This window comes from Streptomyces sp. NPDC050423, from assembly GCF_040655445.1.
Classification (GTDB): Bacteria; Actinomycetota; Actinomycetes; order Streptomycetales; family Streptomycetaceae; genus Streptomyces.
In genome coordinates this window covers 44,568-58,394 of the sequence record NZ_JBFAJY010000008.1, presented here as the reverse complement: position 1 = coordinate 58,394, position 13,827 = coordinate 44,568, and the positions used below count along the sequence as shown (strand labels likewise).

General features: G+C 71.2%; 12 protein-coding genes and 1 pseudogene. 6 read left to right on the top strand and 7 right to left on the bottom strand.

Annotation, left to right across the window (positions count from 1 at the left end; all coding sequences use genetic code 11):
- Positions 1–2 precede the first annotated feature (2 nt).
- From AB0I52_RS08620 to AB0I52_RS08610, 3 genes and pseudogenes are all read left to right on the top strand, one after another.
- Positions 3–1,616 carry an iron ABC transporter permease gene (locus AB0I52_RS08620; protein WP_363070467.1) on the top strand — a complete coding sequence of 538 codons (1,614 nt, stop codon included), beginning with the start codon at positions 3–5 and terminating at the stop codon, positions 1,614–1,616.
- A gap of 2 nt (positions 1,617–1,618) precedes the next feature.
- Complete coding sequence (locus AB0I52_RS08615; RefSeq protein WP_363070281.1) at positions 1,619–2,668, top strand: ABC transporter ATP-binding protein; 1,050 nt, start codon at positions 1,619–1,621, stop codon at positions 2,666–2,668.
- Between the two features lies 1 nt (position 2,669).
- Positions 2,670–2,886 (top strand): annotated as a pseudogene (locus tag AB0I52_RS08610) (hypothetical protein); the annotation flags it as partial.
- 108 nt (positions 2,887–2,994) lie between these two features.
- Here AB0I52_RS08610 and AB0I52_RS08605 read toward each other — a convergent pair.
- The 4 genes from AB0I52_RS08605 to AB0I52_RS08590 form a co-directional block, all read right to left on the bottom strand.
- Positions 2,995–4,179 (bottom strand): hypothetical protein, encoded by a 1,185-nt coding sequence (locus tag AB0I52_RS08605; RefSeq protein ID WP_363070279.1) that lies wholly within the window; start codon positions 4,177–4,179, stop codon positions 2,995–2,997.
- Complete coding sequence (locus AB0I52_RS08600; RefSeq protein WP_363070278.1) at positions 4,161–4,898, bottom strand: ATP-binding cassette domain-containing protein; 738 nt, start codon at positions 4,896–4,898, stop codon at positions 4,161–4,163. The genes AB0I52_RS08605 and AB0I52_RS08600 overlap by 19 nt, the downstream gene beginning before the upstream one ends.
- Positions 4,899–5,154: 256 nt before the next feature.
- The gene (locus tag AB0I52_RS08595; RefSeq protein ID WP_363070276.1) at positions 5,155–6,534 is read right to left on the bottom strand and encodes an aspartate aminotransferase family protein; all 1,380 of its coding nucleotides are present in this window, start codon (positions 6,532–6,534) and stop codon (positions 5,155–5,157) included.
- On the bottom strand, positions 6,519–7,025 hold the full coding sequence (locus AB0I52_RS08590; RefSeq protein WP_363070274.1) for an Lrp/AsnC family transcriptional regulator: 507 nt from the start codon (positions 7,023–7,025) through the stop codon (positions 6,519–6,521). Before AB0I52_RS08590 ends, AB0I52_RS08595 begins: the two co-directional genes overlap by 16 nt.
- A 163-nt stretch (positions 7,026–7,188) precedes the next feature.
- On the opposite strand from AB0I52_RS08590, the gene AB0I52_RS08585 reads away from it, so the two are divergent.
- Both AB0I52_RS08585 and AB0I52_RS08580 read left to right on the top strand, forming a co-directional pair.
- Positions 7,189–8,628, top strand: a complete 1,440-nt coding sequence (locus AB0I52_RS08585) for a gamma-aminobutyraldehyde dehydrogenase (protein WP_363070272.1) — start codon at positions 7,189–7,191, stop codon at positions 8,626–8,628.
- A gap of 184 nt (positions 8,629–8,812) precedes the next feature.
- Positions 8,813–9,976 (top strand): spermidine/putrescine ABC transporter substrate-binding protein, encoded by a 1,164-nt coding sequence (locus AB0I52_RS08580; RefSeq protein ID WP_363070465.1) that lies wholly within the window; start codon positions 8,813–8,815, stop codon positions 9,974–9,976.
- Positions 9,977–10,222: 246 nt separating this feature from the next.
- Here AB0I52_RS08580 and AB0I52_RS08575 read toward each other — a convergent pair whose 3' ends face one another.
- From AB0I52_RS08575 to AB0I52_RS08565, 3 genes are read right to left on the bottom strand one after another with little or no spacing between them, the layout of a single operon-like run.
- Positions 10,223–11,077 (bottom strand): SAM-dependent methyltransferase, encoded by an 855-nt coding sequence (locus AB0I52_RS08575; protein WP_363070270.1) that lies wholly within the window; start codon positions 11,075–11,077, stop codon positions 10,223–10,225.
- Between the two features lie 13 nt (positions 11,078–11,090).
- Entirely contained in the window at positions 11,091–11,795 is a 705-nt protein-coding gene (locus AB0I52_RS08570) for a glycerophosphodiester phosphodiesterase (RefSeq protein ID WP_363070268.1), read from the bottom strand.
- A 24-nt stretch (positions 11,796–11,819) separates the two neighbouring features.
- On the bottom strand, positions 11,820–12,854 hold the full coding sequence (locus AB0I52_RS08565) for an adenosine deaminase (RefSeq protein WP_363070266.1): 1,035 nt from the start codon (positions 12,852–12,854) through the stop codon (positions 11,820–11,822).
- Positions 12,855–12,977: 123 nt separating this feature from the next.
- Between AB0I52_RS08565 and AB0I52_RS08560 the strand changes: the two genes are divergently transcribed.
- Positions 12,978–13,796 carry a DUF4190 domain-containing protein gene (locus tag AB0I52_RS08560; protein ID WP_363070264.1) on the top strand — a complete coding sequence of 273 codons (819 nt, stop codon included), beginning with the start codon at positions 12,978–12,980 and terminating at the stop codon, positions 13,794–13,796.
- Positions 13,797–13,827: the final 31 nt, after the last annotated feature.

The window sequence follows — 13,827 nt, the reverse complement described above, 5'->3', positions numbered from 1 at the left end:
TGATGGCCGTGCCCGTCGCCTTCTTCGCGGTGTTCTTCGCCTACCCCGTCGCGGCGATCGTCGGGCGGGGACTCAAAGCCGACGGTGTCTGGCAGTTCGGCCGGTTCGGTGAGGTGCTGAGCCGGCCGGACATCCTGGATGTCCTCTGGTTCACCCTGTGGCAGGCGCTCGCCTCGACCGCGCTGACCCTGTTGATCGCCCTGCCGGGCGCCTATGTGTTCGCCCGGTTCGACTTCCCGGGCAAGCAACTGCTGCGGGCGATCGTCACGGTGCCGTTCGTCCTGCCGACCGTCGTCGTGGGCACCGCGTTCCTCGCGTTGCTGGGGCGCGGCGGCTTCCTCGACGAGCTGTGGGGCGTACGGCTCGACACCACGGTGTGGGCGATCCTGCTGGCCCACGTCTTCTTCAACTACGCGGTCGTCGTGCGCACCGTCGGCGGACTGTGGTCGCAGCTCGACCCGCGGCAGGAGGAGGCCGCTCGCGTCCTCGGTGCCGGACGGTTCGCCGCCTGGCGGCGGGTCACGCTCCCGGCGCTCGGCCCCGCCGTGGCCGCCGCGGCGCTGATGGTCTTCCTCTTCACCTTCACCTCCTTCGGTGTCGTCCAGATCCTCGGCGGCCCAGGATTCTCCACGCTGGAGGTGGAGATCTACCGCCAGACCGCACAGCTGCTCGCCCTGCCCACGGCCGCCGTGCTGACGCTCGTGCAGTTCGCCGCGGTCGGTGCCATCCTCGCCGTGCACGCCTGGACCGTACGGCGCAGGGAGACCGCGCTGAAGCTGGTCGACCCGGCACAGACCGCCCGCAGGCCGCGCGGCGCGGGCCAGTGGGCGCTGCTCGGGGGCGTCCTGCTGACCGTGCTGGTACTGATCCTGCTGCCGCTCGGCGTACTGGTGGAGCGCTCGCTCGACGTGTCCGGCGGCCACGGTCTCGACTACTACCGGGCGCTGGCATCGGCGGACGCGAACAGCGGTACGTTCCTGGTCGCCCCTCTCGAAGCGATCGGGAACTCGCTGCGCTACGCGCTGGTCGCGACCGTCATCGCACTGGTCGTCGGGGGCCTGGCCGCGGCGGCTCTGACCAGGCGGGCCGGCCGGCTGGTCAGGGGTTTCGACGCCCTTCTGATGCTGCCCCTCGGGGTCTCCGCCGTCACCGTCGGCTTCGGATTCCTGATCACCCTGGACAAGCCGCCGCTCGATCTGCGGACCTCCTGGATCCTGGTGCCGCTGGCCCAGGCACTGGTCGGGGTGCCGTTCGTCGTACGGACCATGCTGCCCGTCCTGCGCGCGGTGGACGGGCGGCTGCGCGAGGCAGCCGCGGTGCTCGGCGCCTCGCCGCTGCGGGCCTGGCGCGAGGTGGATCTGCCGCTGGTGCGCCGGGCGCTGCTGGTCGCGGCGGGCTTCGCGTTCGCCGTGTCGCTCGGAGAGTTCGGCGCCACGGTGTTCATCGCACGGCCCGACAACCCGACGCTCCCGGTCGCCGTGGCAAGGCTGCTGGGGCGGTCCGGGGAGCTCAACTACGGCCAGGCGATGGCACTCAGCACCATTCTGATGCTCGTGTGCGCGGTGTCCCTGCTGCTGCTCGAACGTATCCGCACCGATCGATCCGGGGAGTTCTAGGGATGCTGACACTCGAATCGGCCACCGTGCGCTTCGGCGACCGGCCGGCGTTGGACGCGGTGGACCTGAAGGTCGCCGAGCACGAGATCGTCTGCGTGCTGGGGCCGAGCGGCAGCGGAAAGTCGACACTGCTGCGAGTGGTCGCCGGACTCCAGCATCCGGACGGCGGGCGGGTACTGCTCGACGGAGCGGACCAGGCCGGGGTGCCGGTGCACCGGCGCGGGCTCGGCCTGATGTTCCAGGACCACCAGTTGTTCCCGCACCGCGACGTCGGCGCCAACGTCGCTTTCGGGCTGCGGATGCACGGCGTGAGCCGGAGCGAGCAGGACCGCAAGGTCGCCGAACTCCTCGATCTGGTGGGGCTGCCCGGCGCCGAACGGCGGGCCGTCGCCGCGCTGTCCGGCGGCGAACAGCAGCGCGTCGCCCTCGCGCGGGCGCTCGCCCCCCGGCCCAAGCTGCTGATGCTGGACGAACCCCTCGGTCAGCTGGACCGCAGCCTGCGCGAACGCCTCGTCGTCGAACTGCGCACACTGTTCGGCCGGTTGGGCACGACCGTGCTCGCGGTCACCCACGACCAGGGCGAGGCCTTCGCGCTGGCCGACCGCGTCGTCGTGATGCGTGACGGACGCATCGCCCAGGTGGGAACCCCCCTGGAGGTCTGGCAGCGTCCCGCATCGGCCTTCGTCGCCCGCTTCCTCGGCTTCGACAACGTGGTGGAGGCGACGGTCACCGGCGAGGCCGCCGACACGGACTGGGGCAAGGTGCCGGTGCCCGCGGGATCGCCGCAGGGGGCCTGCGATCTGCTGGTACGTCCGGCCGGAGTCCGGATCGGCGCCCCGGAGGACGGCCTGAGCTGCACGGTGGGCGCCCGCACCTTCCGCGGCAACCACGTCGCCGTCACACTGAACCCCGACCACGGCCCGGCCCTGGACGCCGAGTGCGCACTGCGCGCCACACCGGAGGAGGGCGCGCGGGTCGGCGTCACCTTCGACGCGTCGGAGAGCGTCGTCCTGCCCGCTGGACGCCGACGCCTTCCGGGCCCGCCCCGGTGAGAGCGCCGTCCGGCGCCGCTACGGGCTGGACGACCGGCGGGTGATCCTCTGCGCCGCGCGGCTCGTCCCGCGCAAGGGCAGGGACACGCCGGTCCGGGCGCTGCCCGCGGTCCGACGGGCGGTGCCGGGAACGACCCTCCTGCCTGCTGGTCGGCGACGTCCCCCACGAGGCAGCCCTGCGCCGTACGGCGCACGCGGCCGGGCCCGCGGACGCGGTCTCGTCCGGGTTCTCCACGGCCTCATGCTAGGGACCGACGGGCAGGCGCCCCCCATGGCGGCCGTCTGTCCGGTCGCTCAGCCGCTCAGCCGCTCAGCCGCTCAGCCGCTCAGGGCGTCAGCGGAAGAGCGGCCAGCTCGGCGATCGCCCAGGTCAGCGGGGCGAAGACGAGGAGCAGCGCGGCCGCGCGCAGCGCCGTCGCGGCCCGCAGCGCCGAGGCCGGGGCGCCGAGCCGCAGCAGTGCCCGCGCTGTTTCCGCGCGGGCCTGCTTCGCCTCCAGCGCCGAGGTCAGCAGCGTCGCCGTCGTGCAGCCGATGACGAGCACGGCGCCGAGCGCGGTGAGCGGTCCGAAGGGCCGGGGACCCGTCCCGTACAGCGCGAACGCGGCGATGACGGCCGACAGCACCGCGCTGACGACGCCCAGCGGCCGGCCGAGCCGGCGTGCCTCGTCCATCAGCACCCGCCCGGCCAGCAGGCGTACGGCTCCGGGGCGCACCGCCTGGAGCAGCCGACCGGCGAGATGGGTCAGCCCGGGGCCGGCCGTGGCCAGGCCGACCGCCGTCAGCGTCCACCCCACCAGGACCCAGACCGGAGTGGAGTCGAGCTTTCCGGGGAGCGGGAACGGGCTGCCCGACGAACCGCGGCTCGCGTACGCCTCGACCGCGAGACCGGCGGCCGTCAGGGCCACGCCCCACGGCAGCCCGGTCGGCGGGGCGGCCGGGGCCGGGGCCTGCTCCTCGGGCAGCAGGTCCTGCGAACCGTCCTGCATGCCCGCCGCCCGCACCGGCCTGGTGCGCAGCGCCAGCGCGCTCGCCGTCGCCGCCGCCGCGGGCACCAGGGTCAGCAGGACCAGGACGGCGGCCAGCGGCAGCGACGCCTCCGCGCCCAGCAGCCCGGCCGCCGCGCCGTCGAACGGCAGCCCCGACAGGTCGCCGCGCAGATGGAGGAAGAAGAGCAGCGCCACCACGGAGCCGAGGGTGCACGAGACCGCGGTGGAGACGGCGGCCAGCACACTGAGCCGGACCGGCCCGAGGCCGACGGCGGACAGCCCGGCGCGCGGGCGGGTGCTCGGGTCGGTCCGGGCGACCGCTACCGCGAACTGCACGGTGGCCGCCAGCGGTACGAGGCACCACAGCAGGCGCAGCACGGAACCGGTGGAGTGCGCCGGGTGCCCGGAGGCGTAGCCCAGGGTGCACAGCAGGAGGAAGCCGACCCCGGCGGAGGCGGCCGCGACCAGCAGCCGCCGCATCAGGACCAGTGGATGGGAACCGCGGGCTAGACGGAGAGCGAGCACGCCGCGCGGCCCTCCGTGTCGGTTGCGGCCGGCAGGGCGACCGTGGCGACCCGGCGCCCGTCCAGCAGCGGCACCGCACGGTCGGCGAGGGCGGCGATCTCCGCGTCGTGCGTGGCGAGGACCACCGTGATGCCGTGCGAGCGGGCCGCGCTCGTCAGGGTGCGCAGCACATGGGTGCGGTCGGTGCGGTGGAGGGTCGCGGTCGGCTCGTCGGCGAAGATCACCGCGGGGGCGGTGGCCAGCGCGCGGGCCACCGCGATCCGCTGCCGCTGGCTCTGCTGGAGGGTGTGCGGCCGCTTCCTGGCGCACCCGCCGATGTCGAGGCGCTCCAGCCACTCCATGGCGGACTTCTTGGCCTCCCGGTGCGAGACGCCGCGCAGCAGCAGCGGGAGGGCGGTGTTCTCCCAGGTGGTCAGCTCAGGGACGAGCTGGGGCTCGGGGGCGATCCAGCCGAACTTGTCGCGGCGCAGCCGTTCGCGCAGCCGGGGTCCCATGGTGTGGACGGGGACGCTGTTGAACCACACCTCCCCCTGGGTGGGCACCAGTTGGCCGGACAGGCAGTGCAGCAGCGTGGTCTTGCCGCTGCCGCGCGGGCCGGTCACGGCGAGGATCTCGCCGTCGCGGATCCCCAGGGAAACCCCGCCGAGCGCGGGTGAGCCGTTGTGGGAGTGGTGCAGGGAGCGCGCCCAGATCACGTCGTTGTCCGGCGGGGCCACCATGGCGTACACCTCGGTTCAGATCAGATATCCCGTTCCCCCGTACGGGGGAACGAAGAGGGGGCCGATCGGTCACTCGGCACCGTAAGGATTCGGACCGCGGTGTGCGCACAGCACGCGGCCCGGGTGCGCCTCTTCCCACTCGATTGGGCGCATCCGGGCCGCGTGGACCGTATGAAATGACCGCTGGAGGGCCGTCGGGTGACGGTCAAGCGGTGGTCAAGCCGAGCTCGGTCGATCAGCCGGGCCGGGCCGTCGGTCAGAGCTTCGTCCAGGCCTCCGTCAGCACGGACCGCAGGATGGACTCGATCTCGTCGAACGTGGACTGGTCGGAGATCAGCGGCGGGGCGAGCTGGACGACCGGGTCGCCGCGGTCGTCGGCCCGGCAGTACAGGCCGTTGTCGTACAGCGCCTTGGAGAGGAAGCCGTACAGGACGCGCTCGGTCTCCTCGTCGGTGAACGTCTCCTTGGTGACCTTGTCCTTCACCAGCTCGATGCCGTAGAAGAAGCCGTTGCCGCGGACGTCGCCGACGATCGGCAGGTCGTGCAGCTTCTGCAGCGTGGTCAAGAACGCGTTCTCGTTGGCGAGGACGTGCTGGTTGAGGCCTTCCCGCTCGAAGATGTCGAGGTTGGCGAGGCCGACCGCCGCGGAGACCGGGTGGCCGCCGAAGGTGTAGCCGTGCAGGAAGGTGTTGTCGCCCTCGTAGAACGGCTCGGCGAGCTTGTCCGAGATGATGCAGGCACCGATCGGCGAGTAGCCCGAGGTCATGCCCTTGGCGCAGGTGATCATGTCCGGCACGTAGTCGAACTTGTCGCAGGCGAACATCGTACCGAGCCGGCCGAAGGCGCAGATGACCTCGTCGGAGACGAGCAGCACGTCGTACTTGTCGCAGATCTCGCGGACGCGCTGGAAGTAGCCGGGCGGGGGCGGGAAGCAGCCGCCCGCGTTCTGCACGGGCTCCAGGAAGACGGCGGCGACGGTGTCCGCGCCCTCGAAGAGGATCTCCTGCTCGATCTGGTCGGCGGCCCAGCGGCCGAAGGCCACCGGGTCGTCGCCGAAGAGCGGGGCGCGGTAGATGTTGGTGTTCGGCACCTTGTGCGCGCCGGGGACCAGCGGCTCGAAGGGGGCCTTGAGGGCCGGCAGACCGGTGATGGACAGGGCGCCCTGCGGGGTCCCGTGGTAGGCGACCGCACGCGAGATGACCTTGTACTTGGTCGGCTTGCCCGTGAGCTTGAAGTACTGCTTCGCCAGCTTCCACGCGGTCTCGACGGCCTCGCCGCCACCGGTGGTGAAGAAGACCTTGTTGAGGTCACCCGGGGCGTAGTCGGCGAGGCGCTCGGCCAGCTCGACGGCCTTCGGGTGGGCGTAGGACCACACCGGGAAGAAGGCCAGCTCCTGCGCCTGCTTGTACGCCGCCTCGGCGAGCTCGTGACGGCCGTGGCCGGCGTTCACCACGAACAGGCCGGACAGGCCGTCGAGGTAGCGCTTGCCCTGGTCGTCGAAGATGTAGGTGCCCTCGCCACGCACGATGGTGGGAACGGGAGCGTTCTCGTAGTCCGACATGCGGGTGAAGTGCATCCACAGGTGGTCGTACGCGGTCCGGCTGAGGTCCTTGCTCACGGCTATCGGGTTCCCCACATATAGGTCTGCTTCTTGAGCTTGAGGTAGACGAAGCTCTCGGTGGAGCGCACACCGGGAATGGCCCGGATGCGTTTGCTGATCGTCTCCAGCAGGTGGTCGTCGTCCTCGCAGACGATCTCCACCATCAGGTCGAAGGAGCCCGCGGTCATCACCACGTACTCGCACTCGGTCATGGCCGACAGGGCCTCCGCGACGGGATCGAGGTCGCCGTCGACATTGATCCCGACCATCGCCTGCCGTCTGAATCCCACGGTGAGCGGGTCGGTGACGGCGACGATCTGCATCACGCCCTGGTCGAGCAGCTTCTGGACGCGCTGCCGCACGGCCGCCTCGGAGAGGCCGACGGCCTTGCCGATCGCGGCGTACGGACGACGCCCGTCCTCCTGGAGCTGTTCGATGATCGCGAGGGACACGGCATCGACCGTTGAGGACGATCCGTTCCCGGTCCTGGAGTCTGCGCTGCGACTGGCCACGGAGTCACTGTGCACCGGGACTCGTCTGTCTGGCAACCCTCGATCGATGAAATTCGTTGTTGAGGGGCTTGAATAGCACTGAATCCGAAGTTCGCGGCGGTTGGGTATGTCGAAAGCGTTACCTGAGCGACTACGCTGGGCGTCTCACCCATTGGACTTCAGAGCAGGAGGGCCGGCTGTGACCACCGAGGTGCGCCGTCTGCGCAACTACATCAACGGAGAGTTCCGTGACGCCGCCGACGGGCGGACCATCGACGTGGTCAACCCGGTGACGGAAGAGGTCTACGCGACCTCACCGCTCTCCGGCGGTGCCGACGTCGATGCCGCCATGGACGCCGCCGCGGCGGCCTTCCCCGCCTGGCGCGATGCCACCCCCGCCGAACGGCAGCGCGCCCTGTTGAAGATCGCGGACGCCTTCGAGGAGCGCGCCGAGGACCTCATCGCGGCCGAGTCCGAGAACACCGGCAAGCCGGTCGGGCTCACCCGCACCGAGGAAATCCCGCCGATGGTCGACCAGATCCGCTTCTTCGCGGGTGCCGCCCGGCTGCTGGAGGGCCGTTCGGCCGGGGAGTACATGGAGGGGCTCACCTCCATCGTCCGCCGCGAACCGGTCGGCGTCTGCGCCCAGGTCGCGCCGTGGAACTACCCGATGATGATGGCCGTCTGGAAGTTCGCCCCGGCGCTCGCCGCGGGCAACACCGTCGTCATCAAGCCGTCCGACACCACCCCGGCGTCCACCGTGCTGATCGCCGAGATCATCGGGCAGATCGTGCCCAAGGGCGTCTTCAACGTCATCTGCGGCGACCGGGACACCGGCCGCGCGATGGTGGAGCACAAGACCCCGGCGATGGCCTCCATCACCGGTTCGGTACGGGCCGGCATGCAGGTCGCCGAGTCCGCAGCGAAGGACGTCAAGCGGGTCCACCTGGAGCTCGGCGGCAAGGCGCCGGTCGTCGTGTTCGAGGACACCGACATCGCCAAGGCCGTCGAGGACATCTCGGTCGCCGGCTACTTCAACGCCGGGCAGGACTGCACGGCCGCGACGCGCGTCCTGGTCCAGGAGTCCATCCACGACGAGTTCGTCACCGCGCTGGCCAAGGCGGCGGCCGACACGAAGACCGGGCAGCCGGACGACGAGGACGTGCTCTACGGTCCGCTCAACAACGCCAATCAGCTCGCCCAGGTCAGCGGCTTCATCGAGCGGCTCCCCGCCCACGCCAGGGTCGAGGCGGGCGGCCACCGGGTCGGCGAGAAGGGCTACTTCTACGCCCCCACCGTCGTCTCCGGCCTCAAGCAGGACGACGAGATCATCCAGCACGAGGTCTTCGGCCCGGTCATCACCGTCCAGTCGTTCAGGGACGAGGCACAGGCGCTGGAGTGGGCGAACGGCGTCGAGTACGCCCTGGCCTCCTCGGTGTGGACCAAGGACCACGGCCGCGCCATGCGGATGTCCAAGAACCTCGACTTCGGCTGTGTGTGGATCAACACCCACATCCCGCTCGTCGCCGAGATGCCGCACGGCGGATTCAAGAAGTCCGGCTACGGCAAGGACCTCTCCGCCTACGGCTTCGAGGACTACACCCGGATCAAGCACGTCATGACCTCGCTCGACGGCTGACCGCCGCGGCGACCCGTACGGATGCGGCCCCGGGCTCCTGCCCGGGGCCGCATCCGTGCCCCCGGACCCGCCCGGCATCGACAGGGTGTGCGCGGTGGGCCGCCACCGCTGGACGGTTGGTCCATTGCCCGGGGCACCCGCTGACCGGCATCCTGCGCAGGTGCGAGCAATCCCGAAGAACCCCATGTCCCGCCGGTCCCTGCTCCGCGCCCTCGGGGCGGGGGCAGCCGGTGCCACGCTGGCCGGCTGCGGAGTGCCCGCCGCCTATGTGAAGCCCGGTGACCGCGCCGGACGCGACTCCTCCGCCGACGACCACACCCTGCACTTCGCCAACTGGCCGCTCTACATCGACACCGATGACAAGAACCAGTCGAAGCGGCCCACTCTGGACGCGTTCAGCAAACGCACCGGGATCTCCGTCACGTACACCGAGGAGATCAACGACAACGACGAGTTCTTCGGGAAGATCAGCCCCGCGCTGATGAACCACCAGCAGACCGGGCGCGACCTCATCGTCATCAGTGACTGGATGGCCGCCCGGTTCGTCCGGCTCGGCTGGGTCCAGGAGATGGACCGGGCCAAGCAGCCCAATGTGGCGAAGTACCTCGATCCGCAGCTGCGCTCGCCCGCCTTCGACAAGGGCCGCACCCACAGCGTGCCCTGGCAGTCCGGGATCACCGGCATCGCGTACAACCGCAAGAGGCTCGGCCGCGAGATCAGGCACCTGAGCGACCTGTGGGCACACGACCTGCGCGGCAAGGTGACGCTGCTCTCCGGGCTCGACGAGTCCTTCGCCCTGCTCATGCAGGGCAACGGCGTCGACATCACCCGCTGGAAGCGCGACGACTTCTACGACATCTGCGACCAGGTGGAGAAGCTGGTGAAGACGAAGCACATCCGCCGCTTCACCGGCAACGACTACATCAAGGACCTCTCCACCGGCGATGTGCTCGCCTGCCAGGCCTACTCGGGCGATGTCATCCAGCTCCAGGCGGACAACCCGGAGATCGAGTTCGTGGTGCCCGAGGAGGGGGCCGAGCTCTGGGCGGAATCACTCATGATCCCCAACCTCGCCCACCACAAGCGCAACGCGGAGAAGCTCGTCGACTACTACTACGAGCCCGAGGTCGCCGCCGAACTGGCGACCTGGGTCAACTACGTCTGCCCGGTCCCGGCCGCCCGCGACGTACTGGCCTCCTCCAAGGACGAGGAGACCGCCGCACTCGCCGAGGACCCGCTGATCTTCCCCGACGACGCCATGCGTAAACGGCTCGCCATCGCCCGCGACATCACGTCCGAGGAGCGCACTGAGTTCGCCAAGAAGTGGAACTCCATCGTCGGCCTGTGAGGCCCTGCCCAGGGCGTTTGTGACAAGGGCTTTCTCCGGGCGCAGCTGAGGTTCAACGGCACCACGCGGAATGCGCGTGGTCCCGTTTCGTCGGAGGGCGGCGGCCGCGGCAGGCGCCACCCTTGCTCTCAGCTCCGCCGAGGCGGAGTCCGCCTCCACCACCGATCACAAGACCGGCCCCGATTAATCCACGCTCCGCCCCGATCCGGGCGGCCCGACGGCATCCCGTGCACCCAGGCCGGGACGTCAGCGCTTCCGCGCCACCGCGCCGAACTGGGCCACCTCGGGACCGCCGCCGGGCGCCGGCCGCCAGCGGGCGCACGAGACGATCCCCGGCTCCACCAGGTCCATCCCGCTCAGGAACGCGGCGAACTCGAAGCGGGTGCGCGCGGTGATCGGGGGCGTGGCGTTCTCGTTCCAGAACCGCATCGCCGCCTCGTTGCCCTCACCGCCCAGCTCCAGCGTGGGATGGGTGAGGACCAGATAGCTGCCCGACGGCACCGCGTCCATCAGCCGCCGCACGATGCGCAGCGCCTCGTCCGTGTCCAGGACGAAGCTGAGGATGCCCAGGAGCATGACCGCGACCGGCCGCTCCAGGTCGAGCGTCGGCCGGGCCGCCCGCAGGATCTCCTCGGGGTGGCGGGCGTCCGCGTCGATGTACTCGGTCGCGCCCTCCGGCGAGCTGGTGAGCAGCGAGCGGGCGTGCGCCAGGACGATCGGGTCGTTGTCGACGTACACGACACGGGCGTCGGGCGCGGTGTGCTGGGCGACCTCATGGGTGTTCTCCGCGGTCGGCAGACCGGTACCGATGTCCAGGAACTGGCCGATGCCCGCGTCACCGGCCAGATACCGCACCGCCCGGCCCAGGAACGCCCGGTCGGCCCGCGCCACCGCGCCGATGCTCGGATACATGGCGGTGACCCGGTCGCCGACGGCCCGGTCCACCGGGAAGTGGTCCCGGCCGCCGAGCCAGTAGTTCCAGACCCGGGCGTTGTGGGCGACGTCGGAACGGACGCGGGCGGATGAGGAGTTGCTGCGGGGGTCGAACACGTCTGCTCCTCTGGCGCCTGGCCTGGCATCGGGACGATGAGGTGTGTCCATGATGCCGGACCGATCAAGGGGAGGCGTCGCCCGCGGAGCCGGCGATCACGGTGTGCAGCACATCGATCCGGTTGGTGGTGATGGAGTCCACGCCGTGGCGGAGCAGCCGGCGCATGGTGCGCCCGGTGTCCGCCGTCCAGGCCGAGACCAGCAGCCCGTCCCGGTGGTTGCGGTCCGTCAGCTCCCGGCTCACCAGGCCGAACCGGTAGTTCAGCCAGCGCGGACGCACCGCCTCCAGCAGGGCCGCCCGCGGCGGCGCGTGGGTCGTCCAGGTCATCGCGATCTCGGCGGACGGGTCGGCGGCCCGTACCCGCAGCATCGTCTCCGGGCCCGCGCAGTAGTAGGCCCGCTCACCGACCCCGCACTCCCGGACCGTCGCGACGGTCCTGCGCACCGAGTCCTCCGTGGAGCCCGGCAGATCGATCATGACGCGGTGCGCCCCCACGGCGAGCAGCGCCTCGCGCAGGGTCGGCACGCCACCTGCCGTCAGCTCGGTCAGCTCCTGCCGGGTGAGCCGGTCCAGCCGCAGGTCATGACCCCACAGCCGCTCCAGAGTGGCGTCGTGCAGCAGGACCGGCACGCCGTCGCGGGTGACCCGGACGTCGATCTCGACCGCGTCCGCCCCCCGTTCGAGGGCGGAGCGGATCGAGGGGAGGGTGTTCTCGCGGACACGGTACGGATCGCCGCGATGGGCGACAGCGGTGACAGGGGTGGCCATGGTGCCATTGTCACCACCGGGGGGTCACCGGTCGGTGCGCTCCAGCCAGCTCGTCGTGTACGTGTCGATCTCGTCGGACAGCGTGCGCTTGCCGGCCGGGTCGAGGAAGGACGCCTCGACGGCGTTCTTCGCGAGCGCGGCGAGCCCCCGCTCGTCCAGGCCGAGGAGGCGGGCCGCCACCCCGTACTCGCTGTTGAGGTCGGTGCCGAACATGGGCGGGTCGTCGCTGTTGATCGTGACCAGCACACCCGCCTCCACCATCTCCCGGAGCGGGTGCCGCTCGATGTCCGCCACCGCGCGGGTCGCGATGTTCGACGTGGGACAGACCTCCAGCGCGATGCGGTGCTCGGCGAGGTGTGCCAGCAGCTCCGGGTCGCGGACGGAGCTGGTGCCGTGGCCGATGCGCTCGGCGCGCAGCGCGGTCAGCGCGTCCCAGACCGTCTGCGGTCCGGTGGTCTCACCGGCGTGCGGTACGGAGTGCAGGCCCGCGGCGATGGCACGGTCGAAGTAGGGCTTGAACTGCGGGCGGTCCACCCCGATCTCCGGGCCGCCGAGGCCGAACGAGACGAGCCCCTCCGGCCGCAGGTCCACGGCGAGCCGGGTGGTCTCCTCGGCGGCTTCGAGTCCGGCCTCGCCGGGGATGTCGAAGCACCAGCGCAGCACCACCCCGAGCTCGGCCTCGGCCGCCTTGCGGGCGTCCTCTATGGCCTCCATGAAGCCCTGCTCCGGAATCCCGCGGCGGGTCGAGGAGAACGGGGTGACGGTCAGTTCCGCGTAACGGATGTTCTGCCGCGCCATGTCGCGGGCGACCTCGAAGGTCAGCAGCCGTACGTCCTGCGGGGTGCGGACCAGGTCCACGACCGAGAGGTAGACATCGATGAAGTGGCCGAAGTCCGTGAAGGTGAAGTAGTCGGCCAGCGCCTCGGGGGCGGTGGGGACCTTGGAGTCGGGGTGGTGCGCGGCCAGCTCGGCGACGATGCGGGGCGAGGCCGAACCGACGTGGTGAACATGGAGCTCGGCCTTGGGCAGCCCCGCGATGAAGGGGTGCAGATCGGTCATCGGATCCTCCGGAGGCAGGGGTGGCGCGGGGCCCGGACACATGTGGGAACCGGGCAGGGGACGGAAGTCATCGTAGGACGGGGGCTGGCCGTAGCATGACGGGCATCACGATGGGGGAGGCCCATGTCAGACAACACAGAGCAGCCCGCGGACGGGGCCGTGCCGCGCGATCCGTGGGCTCCGCCGGACAACAGGGTGCCGCTGGACAAGAAGGAGCCCGTGGACGACCGCCCGCCGGCCGTCCACGACCAGCAGACCGTCACCTCGATGCCGGCCACCGCACCGGGCCCAGTGCCGGACGCCGGGGGGCAACCGGTCGCCGGACACGGCCCCGCACCCGCGGCAGGCTTCGGCGCCCCGCCTGAGGCGGGGCAGCCGTCCGGCCCCGGCGGCTGGTACGGCCCGGATGCCGTGCCGCCACCGCCGGTCGGCCCGAACGGCCCGGGTCAGCAGGCCCCGCCGCACGTCGGCCAGTACGGCTACCCCGCGGCGCCGCCGCCCCAGCAGCCCGCCGGCCAGTACGGCTACCCGGCCCCGCAGGCCCCGCAGTACGGCGGCTACCCGGGATACCCCGGCTACGGCCAGACCGTCTGGGGCGGGCCCCAGCCCGCGAACGGGCTCGGGATCGCCTCCATGGTGCTCGGCATCATCGCGGTGGCCGTCTTCTACATGTACGGCCTCGGCGTCATCCTCGGTGTCCTCGCGCTGATATTCGGACTGATAGGCCGGGGCCGGGTCAGCCGGGGCGAGGCCGACAACGGCGGAGTGGCACTCGCCGGCATCATCCTCGGCTCGATCGGCATCGCCGTCAGTGCCGTTTTCCTGGGGCTGGTCATCTGGGCCGCCACCAGCGACCGCTTCGACGAGGACAGTGGCTCCGGTTTCGAGCCGATGTCGGCCTCGCTGGTCGTCGATTCCCCGGCCGTCGGTGTGATGCGCTGACGCCGGTCGCCGGTGTGACGGCGGCGCTGGG

Coding starts and splice junctions, on each gene's coding strand:
- AB0I52_RS08560 (WP_363070264.1), top strand. CDS start 12,978: ATGTCAGACAACACAGAGCAGCCCGCGGACGGGGCCGTGCCGCGCGAT.
- AB0I52_RS08565 (WP_363070266.1), bottom strand. CDS start 12,854: ATGACCGATCTGCACCCCTTCATCGCGGGGCTGCCCAAGGCCGAGCTC.
- AB0I52_RS08600 (WP_363070278.1), bottom strand. CDS start 4,898: ATGGTGGCCCCGCCGGACAACGACGTGATCTGGGCGCGCTCCCTGCAC.
- AB0I52_RS08575 (WP_363070270.1), bottom strand. CDS start 11,077: ATGGACACACCTCATCGTCCCGATGCCAGGCCAGGCGCCAGAGGAGCA.
- AB0I52_RS08615 (WP_363070281.1), top strand. CDS start 1,619: ATGCTGACACTCGAATCGGCCACCGTGCGCTTCGGCGACCGGCCGGCG.
- AB0I52_RS08580 (WP_363070465.1), top strand. CDS start 8,813: ATGTCCCGCCGGTCCCTGCTCCGCGCCCTCGGGGCGGGGGCAGCCGGT.
- AB0I52_RS08620 (WP_363070467.1), top strand. CDS start 3: ATGGCCGTGCCCGTCGCCTTCTTCGCGGTGTTCTTCGCCTACCCCGTC.
- AB0I52_RS08570 (WP_363070268.1), bottom strand. CDS start 11,795: ATGGCCACCCCTGTCACCGCTGTCGCCCATCGCGGCGATCCGTACCGT.